This is a genomic window from Thermocrispum sp., from assembly GCF_002919275.1.
GTDB lineage: Bacteria > Actinomycetota > Actinomycetes > Mycobacteriales > Pseudonocardiaceae > Thermocrispum > Thermocrispum agreste.
In genome coordinates, this window is sequence record NZ_PKFA01000067.1 from 1 (window position 1) to 18,657 (window position 18,657).

The following is an 18,657-nucleotide window of genomic DNA, read 5'->3' on the forward strand; positions in this document are numbered from 1 at the left end:
AGCGGGATCTCCACGTGCACGCCCGGCGGCACGTAGATGAACGACCCGCCGGACCACACCGCGGTGTTCAGCGCGGCGAACTTGTTGTCGCCCGCCGGGATCACCGAGCCGAAGTACTCCTTGAACAGCTCGGGGTGCTCCTTCAGCCCGGTGTCGGTGTCCAGGAAGATCACGCCCTGGCTCTCCAGGTCCTCGCGGATCTTGTGGTAGACGACCTCGGACTCGTACTGCGCGGCCACACCCGCGATCAGCCGCTTGCGCTCCGCCTCCGGGATGCCCAGCTTGTCGTAGGTGTTCTTGATGTCCTCGGGCAGCTCGTCCCAGCTGGTGGCCTGCTTCTCGGTGGAGCGGACGAAGTACTTGATGGTGTCGAAGTCGATCCCGGACAGGTCCGCGCCCCAGGTGGGCATCGGCTTGCGCTCGAACAGCTTCAGGCCCTTCAGCCGCTGCTCGAGCATCCACTCGGGCTCGTTCTTCTTCGCCGAGATGTCGCGCACGACGGACTCGTCGAGACCTCGCCTTGCGCTGGCACCGGCCACGTCACGGTCAGCCCACCCGTACTGGTACTTGCCCAGGGAGGCGATCGTCTCCTCCTGGGACAACGGCTGCGTGGTGGTGGTGCGCTGCTCTGCAGCGGCAGTCATGCGGGCTTCCCTTCTCCTCGGGGTCCTGCGTTGTTGACGGGAACGTGTGTGGTGCACGCCGCGTCGCCGCGGGCGATGGTCGCCAGCCGCTGTACGTGGGTGCCGAGCAGTCTGGCGAATGCCGCCGTCTCCGCTTCGCACAGCTGCGGGAACTCCGCCGCCACGTGAGCAACCGGGCAGTGGTGCTGGCACAGCTGCTCGCCCGCGCCCACCTGCTCCGTCGTGGCAGCGTAGCCCTCCCGGCTCAGCGCCGAGGCGAGGGCCTCCGCTCGCCGCGCGGGATCACCTGCCGCGGTGATCTCGGCCGCGTGCGGCCCGACCAGGGTCGCCACCCGGTGCTCGGCGAACGCCCGTACCGCCTCCGGCCCGGAGTGCTCGGCCAGGAAACGGATCGCGGCGACGGCCAGGTCGTCGTAGGCGTGCCCGAACCGGGCCCGCCCGGCATCGGTGAGCAGGAACTCCTTGGCCGGCCTGCCGCGACCACGGCGTGCCCTGGCTGAGGGCCTGCGCGCCTCGGCCTCGCCCGCGGCGATCAGCGCGTCGAGGTGCCTGCGCACCGCCGTGGGACTGATGCCGAGCCGCTGGGCGATGGCCGCAGCGGTGATCGGCCCTTTTTCCAGCAGCAGCCGGGCGACTTCCAGCCTGGTGCGGCCTTCCGGTCCCGTTTGCGCGGGCACGATCGCCGCCGCAGGCGCCTTCGCCGGTGCTTGCGGTGGTCGCTGTGCAGCGCGCCCGCGGTTTTTCACAACACAAGTGTGTCGTATTTCCTCGCGCGTGGCAAAGAGACCCCCGACACGGCGTGGCCGCGATCACCTCTCGCCCGGCCGGGGTGACCGAGTGCGACGGCTCCGGCCACACCCGGCCACCGGAAGGCCCGCCCGGACCGGCTCGCTACGCTGCCCTGGTGGCGGTCGGTGAGCGGGAACGAACGGGGACCGGTCAGGTCCTGCCGTGGTTGATCGGCCCGCAGCCTGCGCCGCTGTCCGCCGCCGAGCTGCGTGCGGTCACCACGATTCGCAGGCTGGGCATCGTCGGAGCGCTGTTCCTGGCCATCGGCTCGATCGGCGCCGGGGCGGTGCCGGTGCTCAACCCCGCCCACGACATCCCGGTCGTGCGGCTGTTCGCCAGGGCCACCACGGTGTCGCTGGCGATCGCACTGGCCGGCATGGTGATGATGGTCGCCGCCTGGCTGCTCTACGGGCGGTACGCGCGCCCCGGCCGGGAGCGGATGGCCACGCCCGCGCAGACGTTCCGCACGGTCGTCATGTGGGTGACGCCGCTGCTGCTGGCCCCGCCGCTGTTCTCCCGGGACGTCTACAGCTACCTGGCGCAGAGCGAGATCGTGCATCGCGGCATGGACCCGTACACGCTGGGGCCTGCCCAGGCGCTGGGCGTCGCCGATCCGATCACCATGGGCGTGTCGAACGTCTGGCGGGAGACGCCGGCCCCGTACGGGCCGCTGTTCTTGCAGATCGGCAGCTGGATGGCCGGGATCAGCGGCAACCACGTGGCGTTCGGCGTGCTGCTGCAGCGCGGCATCGCGCTGGCCGGCGTCGCGCTCATCGTGTGGTCGCTGCCGCGGCTGGCGCAGCGCTTCGGCGTCCAGCCGACCACCGCGCTGTGGCTGGGCGCGGCCAATCCGCTGGTGATCTTCCACCTGGTGGCGGGCGCCCACAACGAGGCGCTGGGCATCGGCCTGATGATGGCCGGGCTGGAGCTGGGACTGCGGCGGCTGCCCATCCGGGTGGCCGGGGACACCCCTCCCCCGCTGGCCAAGGGGGAGATCACCTTCATCGTCCTTGGGGCCGCGGTGATGACGCTGGCCGCCGCGGTGAAGATCAACGCCGCGCTGGCGCTCGGTTTCTTCGGCGTGATGATCGCCCGGCGTTGGCACGGCAGGTTCACCGACCTGGTCAAGGCGGCCGTCGGCCTGACCGTGGTGTTCGTGGTGGTGCTGGTCGCGGTGTGCCTGGCCACCGGCCTCGGCTTCGGCTGGATCGGCGCGCTCGGCACCCCGGGCCGCAGCCGCACGCTCATCTCCCCGGTCACGTTGATCGGGTACCTCACCGGCGGCATGGGCATCGCCCTCGACCTCGGCGTGCACACGCACGCGATCATGGACGTGTTCAGCCTGCTCGGCATGGCCGCCGCCGCGGTGATCACGGTCGTCTTGCTGCTGCGCAGCTTCCGGTGGAAGTTGCGGCCGATCATCGGCCTCGGCGTCGGGATGGGCGTCTTCATGGGGCTGCACGTGGCCACCCACCCGTGGTGGATGCTGTGGGCGGTGGTCCCGCTGGCCGCGTCGGCAGGCACCTCCCGCTTCCGCGTCGCCGCCACCATCGGCAGCGCCGTGCTGGCCGTGGCCATCACGCCCACCGGCAGCCCGTTCGACGGCCGGGGTTTCGTGCTGTCGCAGGCCTACCTGGCCGCGCTGCTGGTCGCCGTGGTGGCGCTGCTGGTGGTGCGCCGCACGGTGCCGCTGTGGCGTGACCCTGCGGCGCGGGCCACCACCGGACAGGGTGCTTCGGCGGACGTGACGGCGGAATCTAGGCTGGCTAATCGTGAGTGAGCCCGCGCTGCAGATCTCGGGGCTGGTGAAACGATTCGGCTCGGCCGTCGCGGTGGACGGGGTCGGGCTGGAGCTGCCGCGCGGCACGCTGCTTGCCCTGCTCGGCCCGAACGGTGCAGGCAAGACCACGACGGTGGAGATCGCCGAAGGCCTGCAGCGCCCGGATGCCGGAACGGTGCGCGTGCTCGGGCTGGACCCGCACCGCGACCGCGCCCGGCTGCGCCCGCGCATCGGGGTCATGCCGCAGGGCGGCGGCGCCTATCCCGGTGTCCGCACCGCCGAGATGCTGCAGCTGGTGGCCAGCTGCGCGGCCGATCCGCTCGACGTGCGGTGGCTGCTGGACGTGCTCGGCCTGGCCAAGGCGGCACGCACCCCGTTCAAACGGCTGTCCGGGGGCCAGCAGCAGCGCTTGTCGCTGGCGTGCGCCATCGTCGGGCGCCCCGAGCTGGTGTTCCTGGACGAGCCGACCGCGGGAATGGACCCGCAGGCGCGGCGCCTGGTGTGGGATCTGCTCGCGGCCCTGCGCGCCGACGGGGTGAGCATCCTGCTCACCACCCATCTGATGGAGGAAGCCGAGACGCTGGCCGACCAGGTGGTGATCATCGACCGGGGCCGGGTGGTGGCCCAGGGCTCCCCGGCGGAACTGACCGCCTCCGACGGCGACGCCGAGCAGCTGACGTTCCGCGCCCGGCCGGGGCTGGACGTCGGGCTGCTGATCGAGGCGCTTCCCGAGGGCTACACGGTCACCGAGACCGCCCCGGGGTCCTACCGGGTGACCGGCAAGATCGATCCCCAGGTGGTGTCCACCGTGACCGCGTGGTGCGCCCAGCACGGCGTGCTCGCCGAGCAGCTGCACGTCGGCTCGAAGGACCTGGAGGACGTCTTCCTCGAACTCACCGGGCGGGAGCTACGCGCATGACCACGTTCGACGGCTCGTTCCGCCCCGGCACGTTCACCCCGGCGCCCGGGCGCGGCAGCACCTGGCGGATGCTGCGCACCCACGCCAAGGTGGAGACGCTGCTGACCTTGCGGCACGGCGAGCAGATCCTGCTGACGCTGCTCATCCCGCTCGCGCTGCTGATCGGCATGACCGTGCTGGACCTCGTTCCCGCCGATCAGCTGGACGACGCCGATCCGGTCGGCTGGACCACCCCGAGGATCCTGGCGCTGGCGGTGATGTCGTCGGCGTTCACCGGCCAGGCGATCGCGCTGGGCTTCGACCGCAAGTACGGGGTGTTCAAACGGCTGGCCGCCACCGCACTGCCGCTGTGGGTGCTGATCGGCGGCCGGATCGTGGCCGCGCTGTGCGTGGCGACGCTGCAAGTGCTGATCCTCGGCGGCGTCGCGGCCGCACTCGGCTTCCGGCCGGTGCTCGCGGGCGTCCCGATGGCCGTGGTGCTGGTGCTGGCCGGCATCGTCGGCTTCGGCGCGCTGGGTGTCCTGCTCGGCGGCTCGCTGCGGGCGGAGATCGTGCTCGCGGTGGCCAACCTGCTGTGGTTCGTCCTGCTGCTGGCCGGGGGCATCGTGCTGGCGCCGGAAAGCCTCCCGCCCGGACTGTCCACCGTGGCCGAGTTCCTGCCGTCCGGTGCGCTGGCCGAAGGACTGCGGGCCGCCCTGATGCACGGCGCCGCGGCATGGGATTCCGTGGCCGTGCTCGTCGTCTGGGGCGTCGTCGGCGCAGCTCTTGCCACCCGTACCACGAAGCTCACCTGACGTCACCCGACGTGGCCCAGCCCGCATCGGACCGGCCCGGCGGGCCGCCCGGACCGGCTGCTGCCTACCATCGGCTCGTGCAGCGTCTCGCCGAACTCGTCGCCCGGTTGCCCTATCCGTCGGCCCGGCTCCAGTACGTCGTCGGGCTGCTTGTCGTCATCACCCAGACCACGATCGGGGTCACCGGCTCGGTGGTGCGCGTGACGGGATCCGGCCTCGCCTGCAGCACCTGGCCGGGCTGCCACGAGGGGACGATGTTCCCCACCGAGCACCCCGAGTACGAGACGCTCAACCAGTGGATCGAGTTCGGCAACCGACTGCTGACCGTGGTGGTCACGCTGACGGCGCTGGCCGCGGTGGTCGTCGCGTGGCGTATCCACCTGGCGCACGGCCGCCGTCGGGTGCTCGGCCTGGCCGTGGCGGCGCTGGCCGGCACCGGCTTCCAGGGTGTGCTCGGCGGTATCACCGTGCTGGCCGGGCTGCTGTGGTGGACGGTGGCGCTGCACTTCCTGGCCACGGCCGTGCTCGTCTGGATCGCCGTGCTGCTACTCCGCGGCTTCACCGAGGGCGAGCGGCAACCACGATGGCTGATCGGCTCGGTCAGCCGCCGCCTGCTGCAGGCGCTGACGGTGGCGCTGACCGCGCTGCTGGTGGTCGGCACGATGGTGACCGGCGCGGGCCCGCACGGCGGTGACCCGGACACGCCGCGGCTGGACATGTCGATCGACGTGCTGGCCAAGGTGCACGGCGGGCTGCTGGTGGCCTTCCTCGCGGTGCTGACGGTGCTCGGCCTCTCGTTGCTCCGTTCCCTCGCGCCGCGACCGTTCGTCGTCGCCTATGCGCTGGTGTGGGTGGCATCCGTGGCGCAGGGCTTCCTCGGATCGCTGCAGTACCAGCTCGGCGTGCCGGAGGAGCTGGTCTCGTTGCACGTGCTCGGCGCCGCGCTGGTGGTGATCTGCACCGCCCGGCTGTGGTGCGCCGCGCGTGACCGCGGACCGGCACCGCAGGTTCCCGACACCGAGCCCGCACCGCCGGAGTCGGACCAGCCGGTGGCCGTCTGAACTCGGCGTCGGGAGCAGCGTCCTGGGCTCAGGACAGGGCGATGTCCCTGGCCGCCTTGGCCATCCGGTCGGCGGCGGGACGGCCGCCGAAGGCGAACCCCAGTGACGGCTCGGTGAGTTCCAACTCGAGCAGCAACGGCTCGCCCTCGTCCGATCTGACCACGTCCACCCGGGCGTAGAGCAGCTCACCCCGGTCCATGCCCAGCAGGTCCGCGGCGACGTCCACGGTCCGGTCGGCGAAACGCACCACGTCCGGGGTGGCCTCGACCGGCATCAGCGTCTCGGTCGCGAACAATCCGGAACCGTCCAGCCAGGCCCCGGGGACCAGCAGCGGACCCTTCACGTAGGTGTGGGACAGCTCGCCGGCGATGAACACCACGGCCGTCTCCCCGTGCCGGTCGACGGTTGACTGGTACGGCTGCACCAGGGCGCTGGTGCCCTTGCCGTGCAGCGTGGCCAGATGCTCTTCGGCGTGCCGCCTGGTGCCTGCCGGGAACCGCTGCGCACCGCGGGAGCCCGCACCGATCGTCGGCTTGATCACGAACTCGGTGTCCGGCCACTCCACCGGCTGCCCCGGCTCGGCGAGCACGGTCGGCACGATGGACACACCGCGCTCCTGCAGGTCCAGCAGATACGTCTTGTCGGTGTTCCACCGCGCGACCGCGGCGTCGTTGCGCAGTCGCGGCACGGCCTCGCACCACTGCAGGAATTCGTCGCGTCGCGAGTCGTAATCCCAGGTCGCACGCAGGATGACCAAGTCGGCCTGGAGCGAGCGGGGTTCGCCCCACACCACCCAGTCTGCGATGCAGCCTGCGTCCGCCAGAGCGGCGAGCAGCACTTCCTCGTCGCCGTCGCCGCGCGGCAAGGCGGCGCACCCGGCCAGCAACACCGTCGGAGAGTCCGTCACACCGCCGAGTGTAGGCAGGACACCAACCGGTGCTGGGGAACAAGATCGCACCGCCTACTGTTCAGGCACGGTGACGAGCAGAGGGTGAACGGAGGAGAGGCACGCATGCCCAAAGGCGTTCAGGTGGTCCGGCCCGGCGGCCCCGAGGTGATGTCGTACACCGACGTCGAGGTCCGTCGGCCGGGCGAAGGGGAAGTGCTGGTCGACGTCTCCGTCGCCGGGGTCAACTTCATCGACATCTACTACCGCACCGGTAGCTACCCGGTCGACGTGCCGTTCACCAACGGCGTGGAGGGCGCGGGCGTGGTGGCCGAGGTCGGCCCAGACGTGACGGAGTTCGCGGTGGGTGACCGGGTGGCGTGGACGATGACCCTCGGCAGCTACGCCGAACAAGTCGTGGTGCCCACCGCCCACGCCGTGAAAGTGCCGGACGACGTGGAACTGGCCGACGCGGCTGCCGCGCTGTTGCAGGGCATGACCGCGCACTACCTGCTGCACTCGGTGTACGCGGTGCAGCCGGGCGATGCGGTGCTGATCCACGCCGCTGCCGGTGGCACCGGAGGCATGCTCACCCAGTGGGCCAGGCACCTCGGCGCGACCGTCTACGCGACGACCTCCCCGGAGAAGCGCCAGGAAGCGCTCGATCTGGGCGCCACCGAGGTCTTCGGGTACGACGACTTCGTCGATCGGGTGCGGGAAGCCACCGGCGGCGAGGGCGTGGCCGTCGTCTACGACGGGGTCGGCAGGGCCACGTTCGACGGCAGCCTGCAGTCGCTGCGCACGCGGGGCACGCTCGCCTTGTTCGGCGCCTCGAGCGGCCCGGTCGATCCGGTGGACCCGCAGCGGCTCAACGCCGCCGGCTCGGTGTATTTGACCCGGCCGATGCTCAAGCACTTCATCGCCACCCGCGAGGAGCTGGACCAGCGGGCGGCGGACCTGTTCGCCGCGATCGCCGCCGGTCATCTGCGGGTGCGCATCGGGAAGCGGTATCCGCTCGCCGAGGCGGCGCAGGCGCACATCGATCTGGCGTCCCGCAGGACCACCGGCAAGCTGCTGCTGGAGCCCTGACCGGGACGGCTGCGCGCAGAATGGTCGCGCAGCCCGGTACCGGCCTGCCGGCGGGCCGCCCGCGACAGACCGGGTGGCCCGCTGGCAGCTTGTTGCCTTCTGCCGCCGGTCGGTCACGCAGGGTGCCCACGCCTGGTTACTGTCGCCCCGAGGTAGGGCGACATGTGGCGGCGAGATCAAGGTGCACTGTTCGCGATCCTGATGGCGTGGGTCGGCCTGGCGCTCGCGTACTGGTTGGACGCGCCGGCAGACAGCAACGCGGGTCTTTTCGCGGTGTGGTTCGTCAGCTCGGCAAGGACCGTGGGAAGGCTGATCGGCCCCCTCCGCGCTGGGCCCGCGATCCTGTTCTGGCTGACCCATGCGATCGCGCTGGTCCTCATCTTCGTGTACACGGACGTGCTGCCGGATTTCCCGAGCGGGCCAGTCGGCATCACGGCGCTGGTGCTCACCGTGGCACTCACCGTGGCGGCGCTGTTCTCGCGAGCGAAGTACCCCCTTCGGGTTCTTCCGCCGTCCCTGGACGAAAAGGACCTGCGCGCCGTGGTCGTGCCGAAGACCGCCCCGCAGACCCACGTCATCCTGTGGCAGAACCAGCTTGCGGCCGCCATCAGACGGCTGCATGCCGCCGAGCCGTCTGCCGCTGACGCCATGGCATCGGCATTCCGGGCCTACCAGTCCCGGCACGGCATCGACACGCTTGCCACGAGTGCTGACCCGGAGTCGCTGCGCAACGCGGTGGACGACCTGCTCCGCAAGACGCAGGCCGCCTGCAACCGGGTGCCAGTGACCTCCGCGCGACACGTCGATGCGGCGAGTGCGGTCGACTACGCCCGCAGGATGGCGGACGCGGTCCTCGGCCGGCCTCGCTGAACACGAGCCCGGCCGAGGCGGGTACCGGCCGATGCGAGCGACCTCAGGAGGCCGGTGTCTTTTCTCTCGACTGCTTGCGCACCAGCCGGGCGATCAGCGGCCAGGCCAGGATGACCGTGATGACGCAGTACACCACCACGGAGAACGTGGTGTTCACCAGCCCGCTGAGGTCACCGCCGGACAGCTGCAGTGCCCGCCGCAGTTCCAGCTCCACGTTGGGGCCGAGGATGACCGCGATGATCGCGGGCAGCACGGGCAGCCCGAACCGGCGCATCATCAACCCGACCAGGCCGATCACCAGCAGCATGATCAGATCGGCCACGTCCGAGCTGACCGCGTAGGCCCCGACGCTGGCGAAGAACAGGATCCCCGCGTACAGGTACGGCCGCGGAATGCGCAGCAACTTCGCCCACAGCGGGGCCAGCGGCAGGTTCAGCAGCAACAGCAGGGTCAGCCCGACGAACAGGCTGGCGATCAACGCCCACACCAGCTCGGACTCCCGCTCGAACAGCAACGGCCCCGGCTGGATGCCGTACTGCTGGAAGGCGGCCAGCATCACCGCGGCGACCGCCGTCGTCGGCAGGCCGAGGGTGAGCATGGTGGTCAGCGTGCCCGCCGCCGACGCGCTGGCCGTCGACTCCGGGCCCGCCACGCCCTCGATGGCGCCCTTGCCGAACTCGTCGGCGCGTCGCGACAGCCGCTTCTCCGTCACGTACGACAGGAACGTCGGGATCTCCGCGCCACCTGCCGGGACCGCCCCGAACGGGAACCCGATCACCGGCCCGCGCAGCCACGGCTTCCAGGACCGCCGCACGTCCTCCCGGCTCAACCAGGGCCTGCCGACGGGAATCGGACGGCCTGCGGTGCGCCGCAGGTTCGCGGCCACCCACAGCGCCTCCCCCACCGCGAACAACCCGACCGCGACGACCACCACGTCGATGCCGTCGACCAGGTGCAGCGAGCCGAACGTCAGCCGCTGCTGGCCGGTGACCGGGTCGAGGCCGATGAGGCCGATGGCCAGCCCGATGGCCAGCGAGGCGAAGCCGCGCACCCGTGACTTGCCCAGCACCGACGTCACCGCGATGAAGGCCAGCAGCATCACCGCGACGAAGTCCGGCGCGCCGATGTTCACCGCCAGGTCCGCGACCACCGGGGCCAGCGCCACCAGCAGGATCGTGCCGACCAGGCCGCCGACGAAGTGGCCGATGGCCGCGGTGGCGAGTGCCTGGGCGCCGCGGCCGCGTTTGGCCATCGGATGGCCTTCGATCGCGGTCACCACGGCCGCGGTCTCCCCCGGCGTGTTGAGCAGGATCGACGTGGTCGAGCCGCCGAACATGCCGCCGTAGTAGATGCCGGCGAACATGATGAACGCGCCGGTCGGCTCGACGGTGTAGGTGACCGGGAGCAGCAAGGCGACGGCCATCGCGGGCCCGATGCCCGGCAGCACGCCGATGGCCGTGCCCAGCAGTACGCCCAGGCCTGCCAGCAGCAGGTTCTCCGGGGTCAGCGCGGTGGCGAAGCCGTCGAGAAGATTGCCGAGCACGTCCATTCACAGCACCCCCTCGAACGGGCCGAGCGGCAACGGCACGCCCAACCAATGGGCGAACAGGAAGTACGTCGCCACGGTCAGGCCCACCGCGATCAGGCCGTCCCGGACCGGCTTGCGGCTGCCGAGCGCGTAGGCCGAGCCCCAGAACAGCACCGTCCCGGACACCAGGAATCCGGCGGAGTCGATCAGCACGATGTTGGCGGCGAACGCGGCGGCAAGCAGCAGCACGGTGCGCCACTCCGGCGGCTCGGACAGGTCGACGTCCTCGCCGGACTCCGCCTCCCCGTGCCCGCCGCGCAGCACGTCGACGGCCAGAATCACGGCGGTCACCACCAGCAGGCCGCCGATGGCGTACGGCACCACGTCCGGGCCGATCGGCCCGACCTGGCCGACCGCGGGTGGCAGCATGGCCGCGTCGGCGATCACCAGCACACCCAGCAGTGCCAGGAATCCCGCGACGCCCAGTTCGGAATGCTCACCGAGCCATCTGCTCACGTTCCGGGCGCGGCTCATGACTGGCCCAGCCCCAGATCCCGCAGCACGCCCTCGACCTGCTCGTTCTGGTCCTTCAGGAACGTGCCGAAGTCCTCACCGGGCAGGAACGCGTCGGTCCAGCCGTTGTTGTCCAGCGCCTGCTGCCACTGCTCGGAGTCGTGCATCCGCGTGATCGTGCTGACCAGCTTCTCCCGGTCGGCGTCGCCGAGCTCCGGCGGGGCCACGATCCCCCGCCAGTTGGTGAACTCGACGTCCAGGCCCGCTTCCTTCAGCGTCGGCGCGTCGATGCCTTCCACCCGTTCCGCGCTGGTCACCGCGAGCACGCGCAGCTGCCCGGCGTCGATCTGGTCGCGCCATTCGCTCACCCCGGAGACGCCGAAGGCGAGCTTGTTGCCGAGGATCGCGGCGAGCAGGTCGCCGCCGCCGTCGTAGGAGACGAAGTTGACCCGCTTCGGCTCGATCCCGGCCGCCTTGGCGGTGAGCATCGCGGCCAGGTGGTCCGGCCCGCCGGGGGACGAGCCGCCGCCGACCGCCAGCCCGCTCGGGTTCGCCTTCCAGTCCGCCAGCAGCTGCTTGATGTCGCGGTACTTCGACTTGGCCGACACCGCGATGATGTCCGGCTCCTCGATCAGCCTGGCCACCGGCGTGGTGTCCTGCAGCGTCGCGGGCGACTTGTTGGTGAACACGCTGCCCACCACGCCGAGCCCCATCGACATGATCAGCTTGCCGTTGCCCTTCTCGCCGACCAGCCTGCCGAGCCCGACCGTGCCGCCGGCGCCGGGCAGGTTGAACACCTCCACATTGCGGGCCAGGTCGGCTTCCTCCATCACCTTGGCCGCCGTGCGTGCGGTGATGTCGTACCCGCCGCCCGGCGAGTTGGGCACCATGATCCGCAGGCCGGTGACCTCGTCCCCGGGCTCCGCACCGGCCCCGCACCCGGCGAGCAAGACCCCGGCCATGATCGCGGCGGCAACGCTGCGCACCTTCATGTCGCTCCTGTCTCTCGGTCTCGTGGGAGGGTGCCGAAAATGGTGCGGGCCGGACCGTTGTCGCGTCTGCGTTACGTCCGCTTCGGTCATTGTGGTCGTTGTGTTCACGGCCGCCCGTCTTCTCCGGGCGGAGGCAGGCGCGCCAGACTGTGTCATCCGGTGATCCACCCAGGAGGTGCACGGCGGTGGGCAAGAAGGGCTCGCTCGGCCGCAAAGTGCTCGCGCTGCAGCTGCTGATCGTGCTCGGCCTGCTGGCAGCGGTGGCGGCGGTGAGCGTCGCGCAGTCCAGCGAGACGTTCCGGCGCACCGAGGGCCGCAAGCTGCTGAGCATCGCCGAGAGCGTGGCGGCCAATCCGTCGGTCGGGCAGACGCTCAGCGTCCCGGCGGCGGCGCACGACGTCGCACCGTTCGCGGAGAACGCGCGGGCGTTGTCCGGGGTCACCGCGGTGCTCATCGCCGACCGGGACGGTCGCGTGCTGACCTCGCCCGACCCGGACGAGGTCGGCCGCCCGCTCCCGCTGGCCGAATCGGCGCGGCTCGACGGCCGCGCATGGGTCGGCGAGATCGGCGACGACATCACCGCGCGCGTCCCGGTGCTCAACGAGCACCAGCAGATCGTCGGCTACGTCGTCGCCGAGCAGGCCCGGCCGAGCGTGTGGCAGATGCTCACCGAGTCGCCCGCCGACATGCTGATCGTGCTGGGGATCGCCACGTCACTCGGGGCGGCCGCGTCGGTGTGGCTGGCCTGGTGGGTGAAGAAGCAGACCCTCGGGCTCGAGCCCGGCGAGATCGTCGGCCTGGTGGAGCATCGCGAGGCGATGCTGCACGGCATCAAGGAAGGCGTGGTCGGCCTGGATCAGCAGCACCGGGTGACGCTGATCAACGACCAGGCGGCCACCCTGCTGTCGCTGCCCGCCGACGCCGTCGGCCGTCACGTCGAGGAGCTGGACCTCAACGAGCGTTTGGTCGACGTGCTGACCGGACGGGCCGAAGGCGCCGATCAGATCGTGTTGCGTCGCGGCCGCGTGCTGGTGATGAACCGTATGCCGATCAAGCGGGACGGCGTGCCGATCGGTTCGGTCGTCACGTTGCGCGACCACACCGAGCTGGAACACTTGCGCGACCAGCTCGACGTGACACGCACGACGACGGAGACCCTGCGTGCCCAGGCGCACGAGTTCAGCAACACACTGCACACCATCGCCGGACTGATCGAGTTGGGCGAGTACGACGACGTCAAGCGCTTCGTCACCCGCCTCTCCGACGCCCGCGGGCAGCTGCAGGCCGAGGTCACTGGCAAGGTACGCAACTCGGCGGTGGCCGCGCTGCTCATCGCCAAGGCCAGCCAGGCCGCCGAACAGGGCGTGGCGTTGCGCCTGACGCCGGAGACCGAACTCGGCGACGTCGACGAGCAACTGGCGGCGGACCTGGTCACGGTGCTCGGCAACCTGATCGACAACGCGCTGGACGTTTTCCGTGGCCACCCCGCGCCGGATCAGAGCATCGAGGTGGAGCTCCGCACGGTCGACGGCCGGGTCGTGGTCCGGGTGCGTGACACCGGGCCCGGGGTGGCGCCGGACATCGCCCGGGAGGTGTTCCGGCACGGGTTCACCACCAAGGTGGCCGAGCAAGGTGGTCAGCGCGGGCTCGGGCTGGCCATCACCCGGCAGACCTGCCGCCGGCGCGGCGGCACGGTCGACGTCAGCAACGCCAACGGCGCGGTGTTCACCGCGCAGCTGCCGATCGCTCCGGGGGTGCCGGCATGATCGACGTGCTGGTCGTGGACGACGACTTCATGGTCGCCAAGGTGCACAGCGGATACGTGCAGAAGACGCCCGGGTTCCGGGTGGTCGGCACCGCGCACACCGGAGCGGAGGCCATCCGGCAGGTGGAAAGCCTGCGACCGGACCTGGTGCTGCTGGACATCTACCTGCCGGACATCGACGGTGTCAGCGTCCTGCGCGCCATCCGCGCCGATCCGGACCAGGAAACCGACGTCATCGTGATCAGTGCGGCCAAGGACGTCGACACCGTCCGGCAGGCCATGCGCGGCGGCGTGCTGCACTACCTGATCAAGCCGTTCACCTACGGGGCCCTGTACGACCAGCTGCAGCACTTCGCCGCCTTGCACGCCAAGCTGGGGGAGCTGTCCGAAGCCACGCAGGCCGACGTCGACCGGGTGTTCAGTGCCCGGCCGTCCGCCACCGGGACGCTGCCCAAGGGTTTCAGCGCCGAGACGTCCACGGTCGTGGAGCGCACGCTCAGGGCAGCCGGCTCCGACCTGTCCGCGGCGGAGTGCGCCGAGCTGACGGCGCTCTCCCGGGTCAGCGCCCGCCGGTACCTCGAGCACTTCGTCGCGACCGGGCGCGCCGAGGTACGTTTGCGCTACGGCGGGAGCGGGCGGCCGGAACGGCGTTACCGCTGGATCGGCTAGCCGGCACGGCCGCTGTGGGATCCGGGACGGTCCAGGATCACTCGGACCGGCCGACCACCACGGCCACGGCCTCGTCGGCGCGGAAACCGCCCGTTTCCGTCGAGTCCAGCTGGTCCGCCTTCAGCACCACCAGCTTGCGCGCGCCGGGCCGCATCCCTTCCAGCAGCTCACTCCAGCCGGTGTCGTCGTCGCCGGCCACCTCCAGCCGCGCCAGCTCGGGGCCGTCGGCCGACCAGTTCGTGGCCTCCGTTCCGCTGGTGACACCCACGACGACGTAGTCGTAGGACACGGTGTCGCCCTGCTCGGCGGCCGGCCCCTCCCCTTCCTCGAGGACTTTGGTCAGCGGGGACTCCGGTGCGGCGCACGGCTCGCTGGGCACGGTGATCTCCGGCTTGCGGTCCGGCTCGGCGGCCACCGTGAAGTCCTCGATCGCGCACGGCTCGCTGCCCTGCTCGTCCGCCGGCGCGGCACTGCTCGGCGCGTCGATGGTCAGGTCGGGCTCGGTACCTGGGGGCAGCGGCGAGGGCTCCTCCAACGACGGCGAGCAAGCCGCCAGGGCCACCATCGCTCCGGCGGCGGCCACCACCGCTGCGGCACGTGCGTTCCTCATGGCTGGCAGACTATCCAGTCACCGGCGGTGAGCCGACACCGCCTCGCCGTCATTCGGTGCGGATCACTCCGAGCCGCTGAGTAGCCCTGGTCAGCGCCACGTACAGGTCGGAGTAGCCGCGCGGGCTCGCCGCGGCGATCTCCTCCGGCTCCAGCACGATCACCGCGTCGAACTCCAGGCCTTTGGCGCGCTGCACGGTCAGCACCGACACCCGCTCCCGGTGCAGCTTCGGCCGCAAGGACGACACCAGCCGCGGCGGCCCGAGCACCGCCACCGTCCCGCCGTCGGCCGCGGCCAGCTCCCGGTCGACCAGCTCGGACAGCCTGCCTACCAGGCGGTCACCGGCGATGGTCTCCTCCCACGGCGGGACCCCGGTCTCCCGCACCGACCGTGGTGGCTGCAGCGCGGGGTCGACCTTACGCAGCGCTTCGGCCGCGACCGCCATGATCTCCGCCGGGGTCCGGTAGTTGACGGTCAGTTCGGCCAGCCGCCACCGGTCGCCGACGAACGGCTCGAGCACTTCCTGCCAGGACCTCGCGCCGCCCATGGCGCCGGTCTGCGCGATGTCGCCCACCACCGTCATGGAGCGGCTGGGGCACCGGCGCATCAGCACGCGCCAGTCCATCGGGGTCAGCTCCTGGGCTTCGTCGACGATGACGTGCCCGAACGTCCAGGTGCGGTCCGCAGCGGCGCGTTCGGCGGCGGTCAGCATGGCACGGTGCGCCTCGCGCTCGGCCAGCATCTCCGCGTCCAGGATGTCGCGGACGCGCAGCCGTTCCTCGTCGGCGATCTCGTCGTCCTGCTCGAGGATGTGCAGCACGCCCTGCGCGTAGGCCAGCTGCTCCCGGCGCTCACGCTCCCGGCGCGCTTCCTCCTCGGTGCGGTCCTCGCCGAGCAACTCGGCCAGTTCGTCCAGCAGCGGCACGTCGGAGGGGGTCCACGCCCCACCGCGCTCGCGCAGGACGGCTCGCTGCTCGGCCTCGGTCAACAGCCCGTCCGCGGCCGAGGCCAGCCGAGCCGGGTCGCTCAACAGGTCGGCGAGCAGCCGTTGCGGCGTCAGCTCCGGCCACAGCGCGTCCAACGCCTTGCGCACCGCGGGAGCGTCGTGGAGCTCGGCTCGCGCTTCCGCCACGTCCTGCTGGTCCATCAGCTCGGCGTGGGGGTCCTCGCCGTCCACGAAGGGGATCTCGTCCAACCCGTCCTCGATGGCATCGGCCAGCCGTCGGGTGGCCTGCTGGGCCAGTGCGTCCAGGACGGCGTCGGCGAACACCTTGCGGGCGATGTTGTGCGGACGATCCGCCTCCCGGGCACGAGCGCGGGCGGCACGGGCGATCTCCGGGTGCAGCGTCACCGCACCGGACTCGGTTTCCAGCTCCCACGGGGCAGGCGGCACCTGCTGCCGGTCGGCCACCGCACGGCGCAGCACCTCGACCATCACCCTGCGGCCCTTGATCTCCGCCGCTTCCGGGGACTCCTGGGCCTGCGCGCGGACGCCGGGGAACAGCTCCCCCATGGTGGCCATCAGCACGCCGGTCTCTCCCAGCGACGGCAGCACCTGGCCGATGTAGTGCAGGAACGTCCGGTTGGGGCCGACGATCAGCACGCCCCGGCTGGACAGCAGCTCACGGTGCTCGTACAGCAGATACGCCGCGCGGTGCAGCGCCACGGCGGTCTTCCCGGTGCCCGGACCACCTTGCACCACCAGGACACCGCCCATCGGGGAACGGATGATCTCGTCCTGCTCGGCCTGGATGGTGGCGACGATGTCGCGCATCTGGTCGCCGCGCTGCCGGTTCAGCGCGGCCAGCAACGCCGCCTCGCCCGCCAGGCCGAGGTCGGAGCCCTGCTCGTCGGAGTCGAGGTCCAGCACCTCGTCGTCGTAGCCGACGACCTCGCGCAGCCTCAGCCGTACGTGCCTGCGCCTGCGCACTCCTTGCGGTGAGGCGGCCGTGGCCAGGTAGAACGGCCGGGCGGCGGGCGCGCGCCAGTCGATCAGCAACGGCTCGTAGTCGGCGTCCTCGTCGAACAACCCGATCCGGCCGATCCGCGTGATCGAGCCGTCGGTGTTGTCCAGCCTGCCGAAGTACAGGCCGGCCTCGACCCCGTTGAGCTGCGCGAGCCGCTCCCGGTACATCGCGGCCGCGACTTCCCGCTCGGTGCGCGCCTGCGGCGCGCTGCCCGGCTGGTCGGCCAGGACCCGGGACAGCCGGACCGCGGTGTCGGCGCGTTCGGCGTCGAGTTTGGCGTACACGGTGTCGGTGTAGGCCTGCTCGGCGGCCAGTTCGGCATCGATGCCGGCGGTCGATGACGTGCGAACCTCAGCGGAGTCGGGCAAGGGAACTCCATCCTCACGAAACGCGACAGCAGCGAACGGACGTCGGGGGAACCAGGAACGAGTTGTTGCGGCCGAGTGGCCAATGATCCAAGGTACCGATTTTCACCTGCGGCCGCACGGACGACGACCGCGGCCACCCGCCGGTGCCGCCGGCCGTCAGAACGGCATGCCGAGCACCGGCAACCCGACGGCGGAGTCCACCGCGATGGCCACGAACACCACCATCAGGTACGTGTTGGAGCGGTGGAACAGCGCCATCGGCTTGGTGGGCTCACCGGCCCGAACGCCACGGTACAGCCGGTGCGCGTAGTACAGGAACCAGGCGCCTGCCACCACCGCGAACGTCCCGTACAGCCACGAGGTCGCGGGCAGCAGCAACAGCGTCCAGATCACCATCACCCACGAATAGACGAGGATCTGCCTGGCCACCGCCAGCGGGGTCGCCACCACAGGCAGCATCGGCACGCCCGCGCGCTCGTAGTCCTCGCGGTACCGCATCGCCAGGGCCCAGGTGTGCGGCGGAGTCCAGAAGAAGATGACGCCGAACATCACCAGCGCGGGCCATTCCACGGTGCCGGTCACCGCCGCCCAGCCGATCACCACCGGCATGCACCCGGCGGCGCCGCCCCACACCACGTTCTGCGGCGTGCGCCGTTTGAGCAGCAGCGTGTAGACGAAGATGTAGAACAGGATGGTCGCCACCGCCAGCACCGCGGCCAGCAGATTCACCGTCGCGTACAGCAACGCGAACGACGCGATCCCGAGCACCACGCCGAAGATCGCCGCGCCGCGCAGCGACACCGCGTCCCGCACCAGCGGGCGCCGCTTGGTGCGGTGCATCACCTTGTCGATGTCGGCGTCCAGCACGCAGTTGAGCGCGTTGGCGCTGCCGGCGGCCATGGTGCCGCCGAGCAGGGTGAACAGGACCAGCAACGGGTCCGGGAACTCCCGCCCGGCCAGGAACATCGCCGGGATCGTGGTGACGAGCAACAGCTCGACCACACGCGGCTTGGCCAGGGCGAGGTAACCAGCTATCCGGCGCCGGAGCCCGATGGCCCCGGGCGTGGCAACGGCGCGGGAGCGCTGCGTGGTGCCCGCCAGCGTCATATCGCTCCCTGGGCTGCGGTGACAAGTCGGTTGGGAACGGCACGGGTGTGCCCGGCGATCTGCCCGGCGGACGCCCGCGACCACCACAGATCGTAGTCCACCCCCTTTTTCCCGACCGTCCGGGTCAGCGACGGCGTATCACCCGTTCGGTGCGCAGCGCACCCGCGTGCCGCGTCACTGTGCACCCCGCCCTGCCTCGACTAGGCTGGAGGCGGCCGCCATGGCACACGGCCCGGGCATGCGGTGCCGGCTCGGCGCCGTCACGTGCATGCCCGCCGTCTTCCGCTTTCCGCAAGAGAGAAAAGG

Annotated in this window: 17 protein-coding genes; 8 read left to right on the forward strand and 9 right to left on the reverse strand. The window is 71.1% G+C overall.

The window, feature by feature from the left end:
* A partial coding sequence (locus tag CXP56_RS17630; protein WP_502694579.1) for a Fe-S cluster assembly protein SufB occupies window positions 1–644 on the reverse strand: 644 nt, incomplete at its 3' end.
* Window positions 641–1,390: a helix-turn-helix transcriptional regulator gene (locus CXP56_RS17635; protein WP_502694580.1), complete on the reverse strand. Its 750-nt coding sequence runs from the start codon at window positions 1,388–1,390 to the stop codon at window positions 641–643. The genes CXP56_RS17635 and CXP56_RS17630, both read right to left, overlap by 4 nt.
* Window positions 1,391–1,590: 200 nt before the next feature.
* Between CXP56_RS17635 and mptB the strand changes: the two genes are divergently transcribed.
* The 4 genes from mptB (at window position 1,591) to CXP56_RS17655 (ending at window position 5,987) form a co-directional block, all read left to right on the forward strand.
* On the forward strand, window positions 1,591–3,213 hold the full coding sequence (gene mptB / locus CXP56_RS17640) for a polyprenol phosphomannose-dependent alpha 1,6 mannosyltransferase MptB (RefSeq protein WP_286902129.1): 1,623 nt from the start codon (window positions 1,591–1,593) through the stop codon (window positions 3,211–3,213).
* Entirely contained in the window at window positions 3,206–4,132 is a 927-nt protein-coding gene (locus CXP56_RS17645) for an ABC transporter ATP-binding protein (protein WP_028846120.1), read from the forward strand. The genes mptB and CXP56_RS17645 overlap by 8 nt, the downstream gene beginning before the upstream one ends.
* Window positions 4,129–4,926: an ABC transporter permease gene (locus CXP56_RS17650; protein WP_286902020.1), complete on the forward strand. Its 798-nt coding sequence runs from the start codon at window positions 4,129–4,131 to the stop codon at window positions 4,924–4,926. The genes CXP56_RS17645 and CXP56_RS17650 overlap by 4 nt, the downstream gene beginning before the upstream one ends.
* Window positions 4,927–5,003: 77 nt before the next feature.
* Complete coding sequence (locus CXP56_RS17655; RefSeq protein ID WP_038044221.1) at window positions 5,004–5,987, forward strand: COX15/CtaA family protein; 984 nt, start codon at window positions 5,004–5,006, stop codon at window positions 5,985–5,987.
* Window positions 5,988–6,015: 28 nt separating this feature from the next.
* On the opposite strand, the gene CXP56_RS17660 is transcribed toward CXP56_RS17655, so the two are convergent.
* The gene (locus tag CXP56_RS17660) at window positions 6,016–6,894 is read right to left on the reverse strand and encodes an ATP-grasp domain-containing protein (RefSeq protein WP_286902021.1); all 879 of its coding nucleotides are present in this window, start codon (window positions 6,892–6,894) and stop codon (window positions 6,016–6,018) included.
* A gap of 105 nt (window positions 6,895–6,999) precedes the next feature.
* On the opposite strand from CXP56_RS17660, the gene CXP56_RS17665 reads away from it, so the two are divergent.
* Both CXP56_RS17665 and CXP56_RS17670 read left to right on the forward strand, forming a co-directional pair.
* Entirely contained in the window at window positions 7,000–7,962 is a 963-nt protein-coding gene (locus CXP56_RS17665) for a quinone oxidoreductase family protein (RefSeq protein ID WP_286902023.1), read from the forward strand.
* Window positions 7,963–8,124: 162 nt separating this feature from the next.
* Entirely contained in the window at window positions 8,125–8,832 is a 708-nt protein-coding gene (locus CXP56_RS17670) for a hypothetical protein (protein WP_028846124.1), read from the forward strand.
* Window positions 8,833–8,875: 43 nt separating this feature from the next.
* Here CXP56_RS17670 and CXP56_RS17675 read toward each other — a convergent pair whose 3' ends face one another.
* The 3 genes from CXP56_RS17675 to CXP56_RS17685 are packed head-to-tail and all read right to left on the reverse strand — an operon-like array spanning window position 8,876 to window position 11,835.
* Entirely contained in the window at window positions 8,876–10,381 is a 1,506-nt protein-coding gene (locus CXP56_RS17675; RefSeq protein ID WP_028846125.1) for a tripartite tricarboxylate transporter permease, read from the reverse strand.
* Window positions 10,382–10,894, reverse strand: a complete 513-nt coding sequence (locus CXP56_RS17680; RefSeq protein WP_028846126.1) for a tripartite tricarboxylate transporter TctB family protein — start codon at window positions 10,892–10,894, stop codon at window positions 10,382–10,384.
* Window positions 10,891–11,835 carry a Bug family tripartite tricarboxylate transporter substrate binding protein gene (locus tag CXP56_RS17685; RefSeq protein WP_245566516.1) on the reverse strand — a complete coding sequence of 315 codons (945 nt, stop codon included), beginning with the start codon at window positions 11,833–11,835 and terminating at the stop codon, window positions 10,891–10,893. The genes CXP56_RS17680 and CXP56_RS17685 overlap by 4 nt, the downstream gene beginning before the upstream one ends.
* A gap of 215 nt (window positions 11,836–12,050) precedes the next feature.
* On the opposite strand from CXP56_RS17685, the gene CXP56_RS17690 reads away from it, so the two are divergent.
* On the forward strand, window positions 12,051–13,631 hold the full coding sequence (locus CXP56_RS17690) for a sensor histidine kinase (RefSeq protein WP_028846128.1): 1,581 nt from the start codon (window positions 12,051–12,053) through the stop codon (window positions 13,629–13,631).
* Window positions 13,628–14,299, forward strand: coding sequence for a response regulator (locus CXP56_RS17695; RefSeq protein WP_028846129.1), 672 nt, complete (start codon window positions 13,628–13,630; stop codon window positions 14,297–14,299). Before CXP56_RS17690 ends, CXP56_RS17695 begins: the two co-directional genes overlap by 4 nt.
* A 37-nt stretch (window positions 14,300–14,336) precedes the next feature.
* On the opposite strand, the gene CXP56_RS17700 is transcribed toward CXP56_RS17695, so the two are convergent.
* The 3 genes from CXP56_RS17700 to CXP56_RS17710 all read right to left on the reverse strand — a co-directional run bounded on the left by CXP56_RS17700 (window position 14,337) and on the right by CXP56_RS17710 (window position 18,351).
* Window positions 14,337–14,909, reverse strand: coding sequence for an FKBP-type peptidyl-prolyl cis-trans isomerase (locus CXP56_RS17700; RefSeq protein WP_051309449.1), 573 nt, complete (start codon window positions 14,907–14,909; stop codon window positions 14,337–14,339).
* A 49-nt stretch (window positions 14,910–14,958) separates the two neighbouring features.
* Window positions 14,959–17,244 carry an ATP-binding domain-containing protein gene (locus CXP56_RS17705; protein ID WP_286902025.1) on the reverse strand — a complete coding sequence of 762 codons (2,286 nt, stop codon included), beginning with the start codon at window positions 17,242–17,244 and terminating at the stop codon, window positions 14,959–14,961.
* A gap of 156 nt (window positions 17,245–17,400) precedes the next feature.
* On the reverse strand, window positions 17,401–18,351 hold the full coding sequence (locus CXP56_RS17710) for a heme o synthase (RefSeq protein WP_286902026.1): 951 nt from the start codon (window positions 18,349–18,351) through the stop codon (window positions 17,401–17,403).
* Window positions 18,352–18,657: the final 306 nt, after the last annotated feature.

Coding starts and splice junctions, on each gene's coding strand:
- CXP56_RS17650 (WP_286902020.1), top strand. CDS start 4,129: ATGACCACGTTCGACGGCTCGTTCCGCCCCGGCACGTTCACCCCGGCG.
- CXP56_RS17665 (WP_286902023.1), top strand. CDS start 7,000: ATGCCCAAAGGCGTTCAGGTGGTCCGGCCCGGCGGCCCCGAGGTGATG.
- CXP56_RS17670 (WP_028846124.1), top strand. CDS start 8,125: ATGTGGCGGCGAGATCAAGGTGCACTGTTCGCGATCCTGATGGCGTGG.
- CXP56_RS17675 (WP_028846125.1), bottom strand. CDS start 10,381: ATGGACGTGCTCGGCAATCTTCTCGACGGCTTCGCCACCGCGCTGACC.
- CXP56_RS17680 (WP_028846126.1), bottom strand. CDS start 10,894: ATGAGCCGCGCCCGGAACGTGAGCAGATGGCTCGGTGAGCATTCCGAA.
- CXP56_RS17685 (WP_245566516.1), bottom strand. CDS start 11,835: ATGGCCGGGGTCTTGCTCGCCGGGTGCGGGGCCGGTGCGGAGCCCGGG.
- CXP56_RS17695 (WP_028846129.1), top strand. CDS start 13,628: ATGATCGACGTGCTGGTCGTGGACGACGACTTCATGGTCGCCAAGGTG.
- CXP56_RS17700 (WP_051309449.1), bottom strand. CDS start 14,909: ATGAGGAACGCACGTGCCGCAGCGGTGGTGGCCGCCGCCGGAGCGATG.
- CXP56_RS17710 (WP_286902026.1), bottom strand. CDS start 18,351: ATGACGCTGGCGGGCACCACGCAGCGCTCCCGCGCCGTTGCCACGCCC.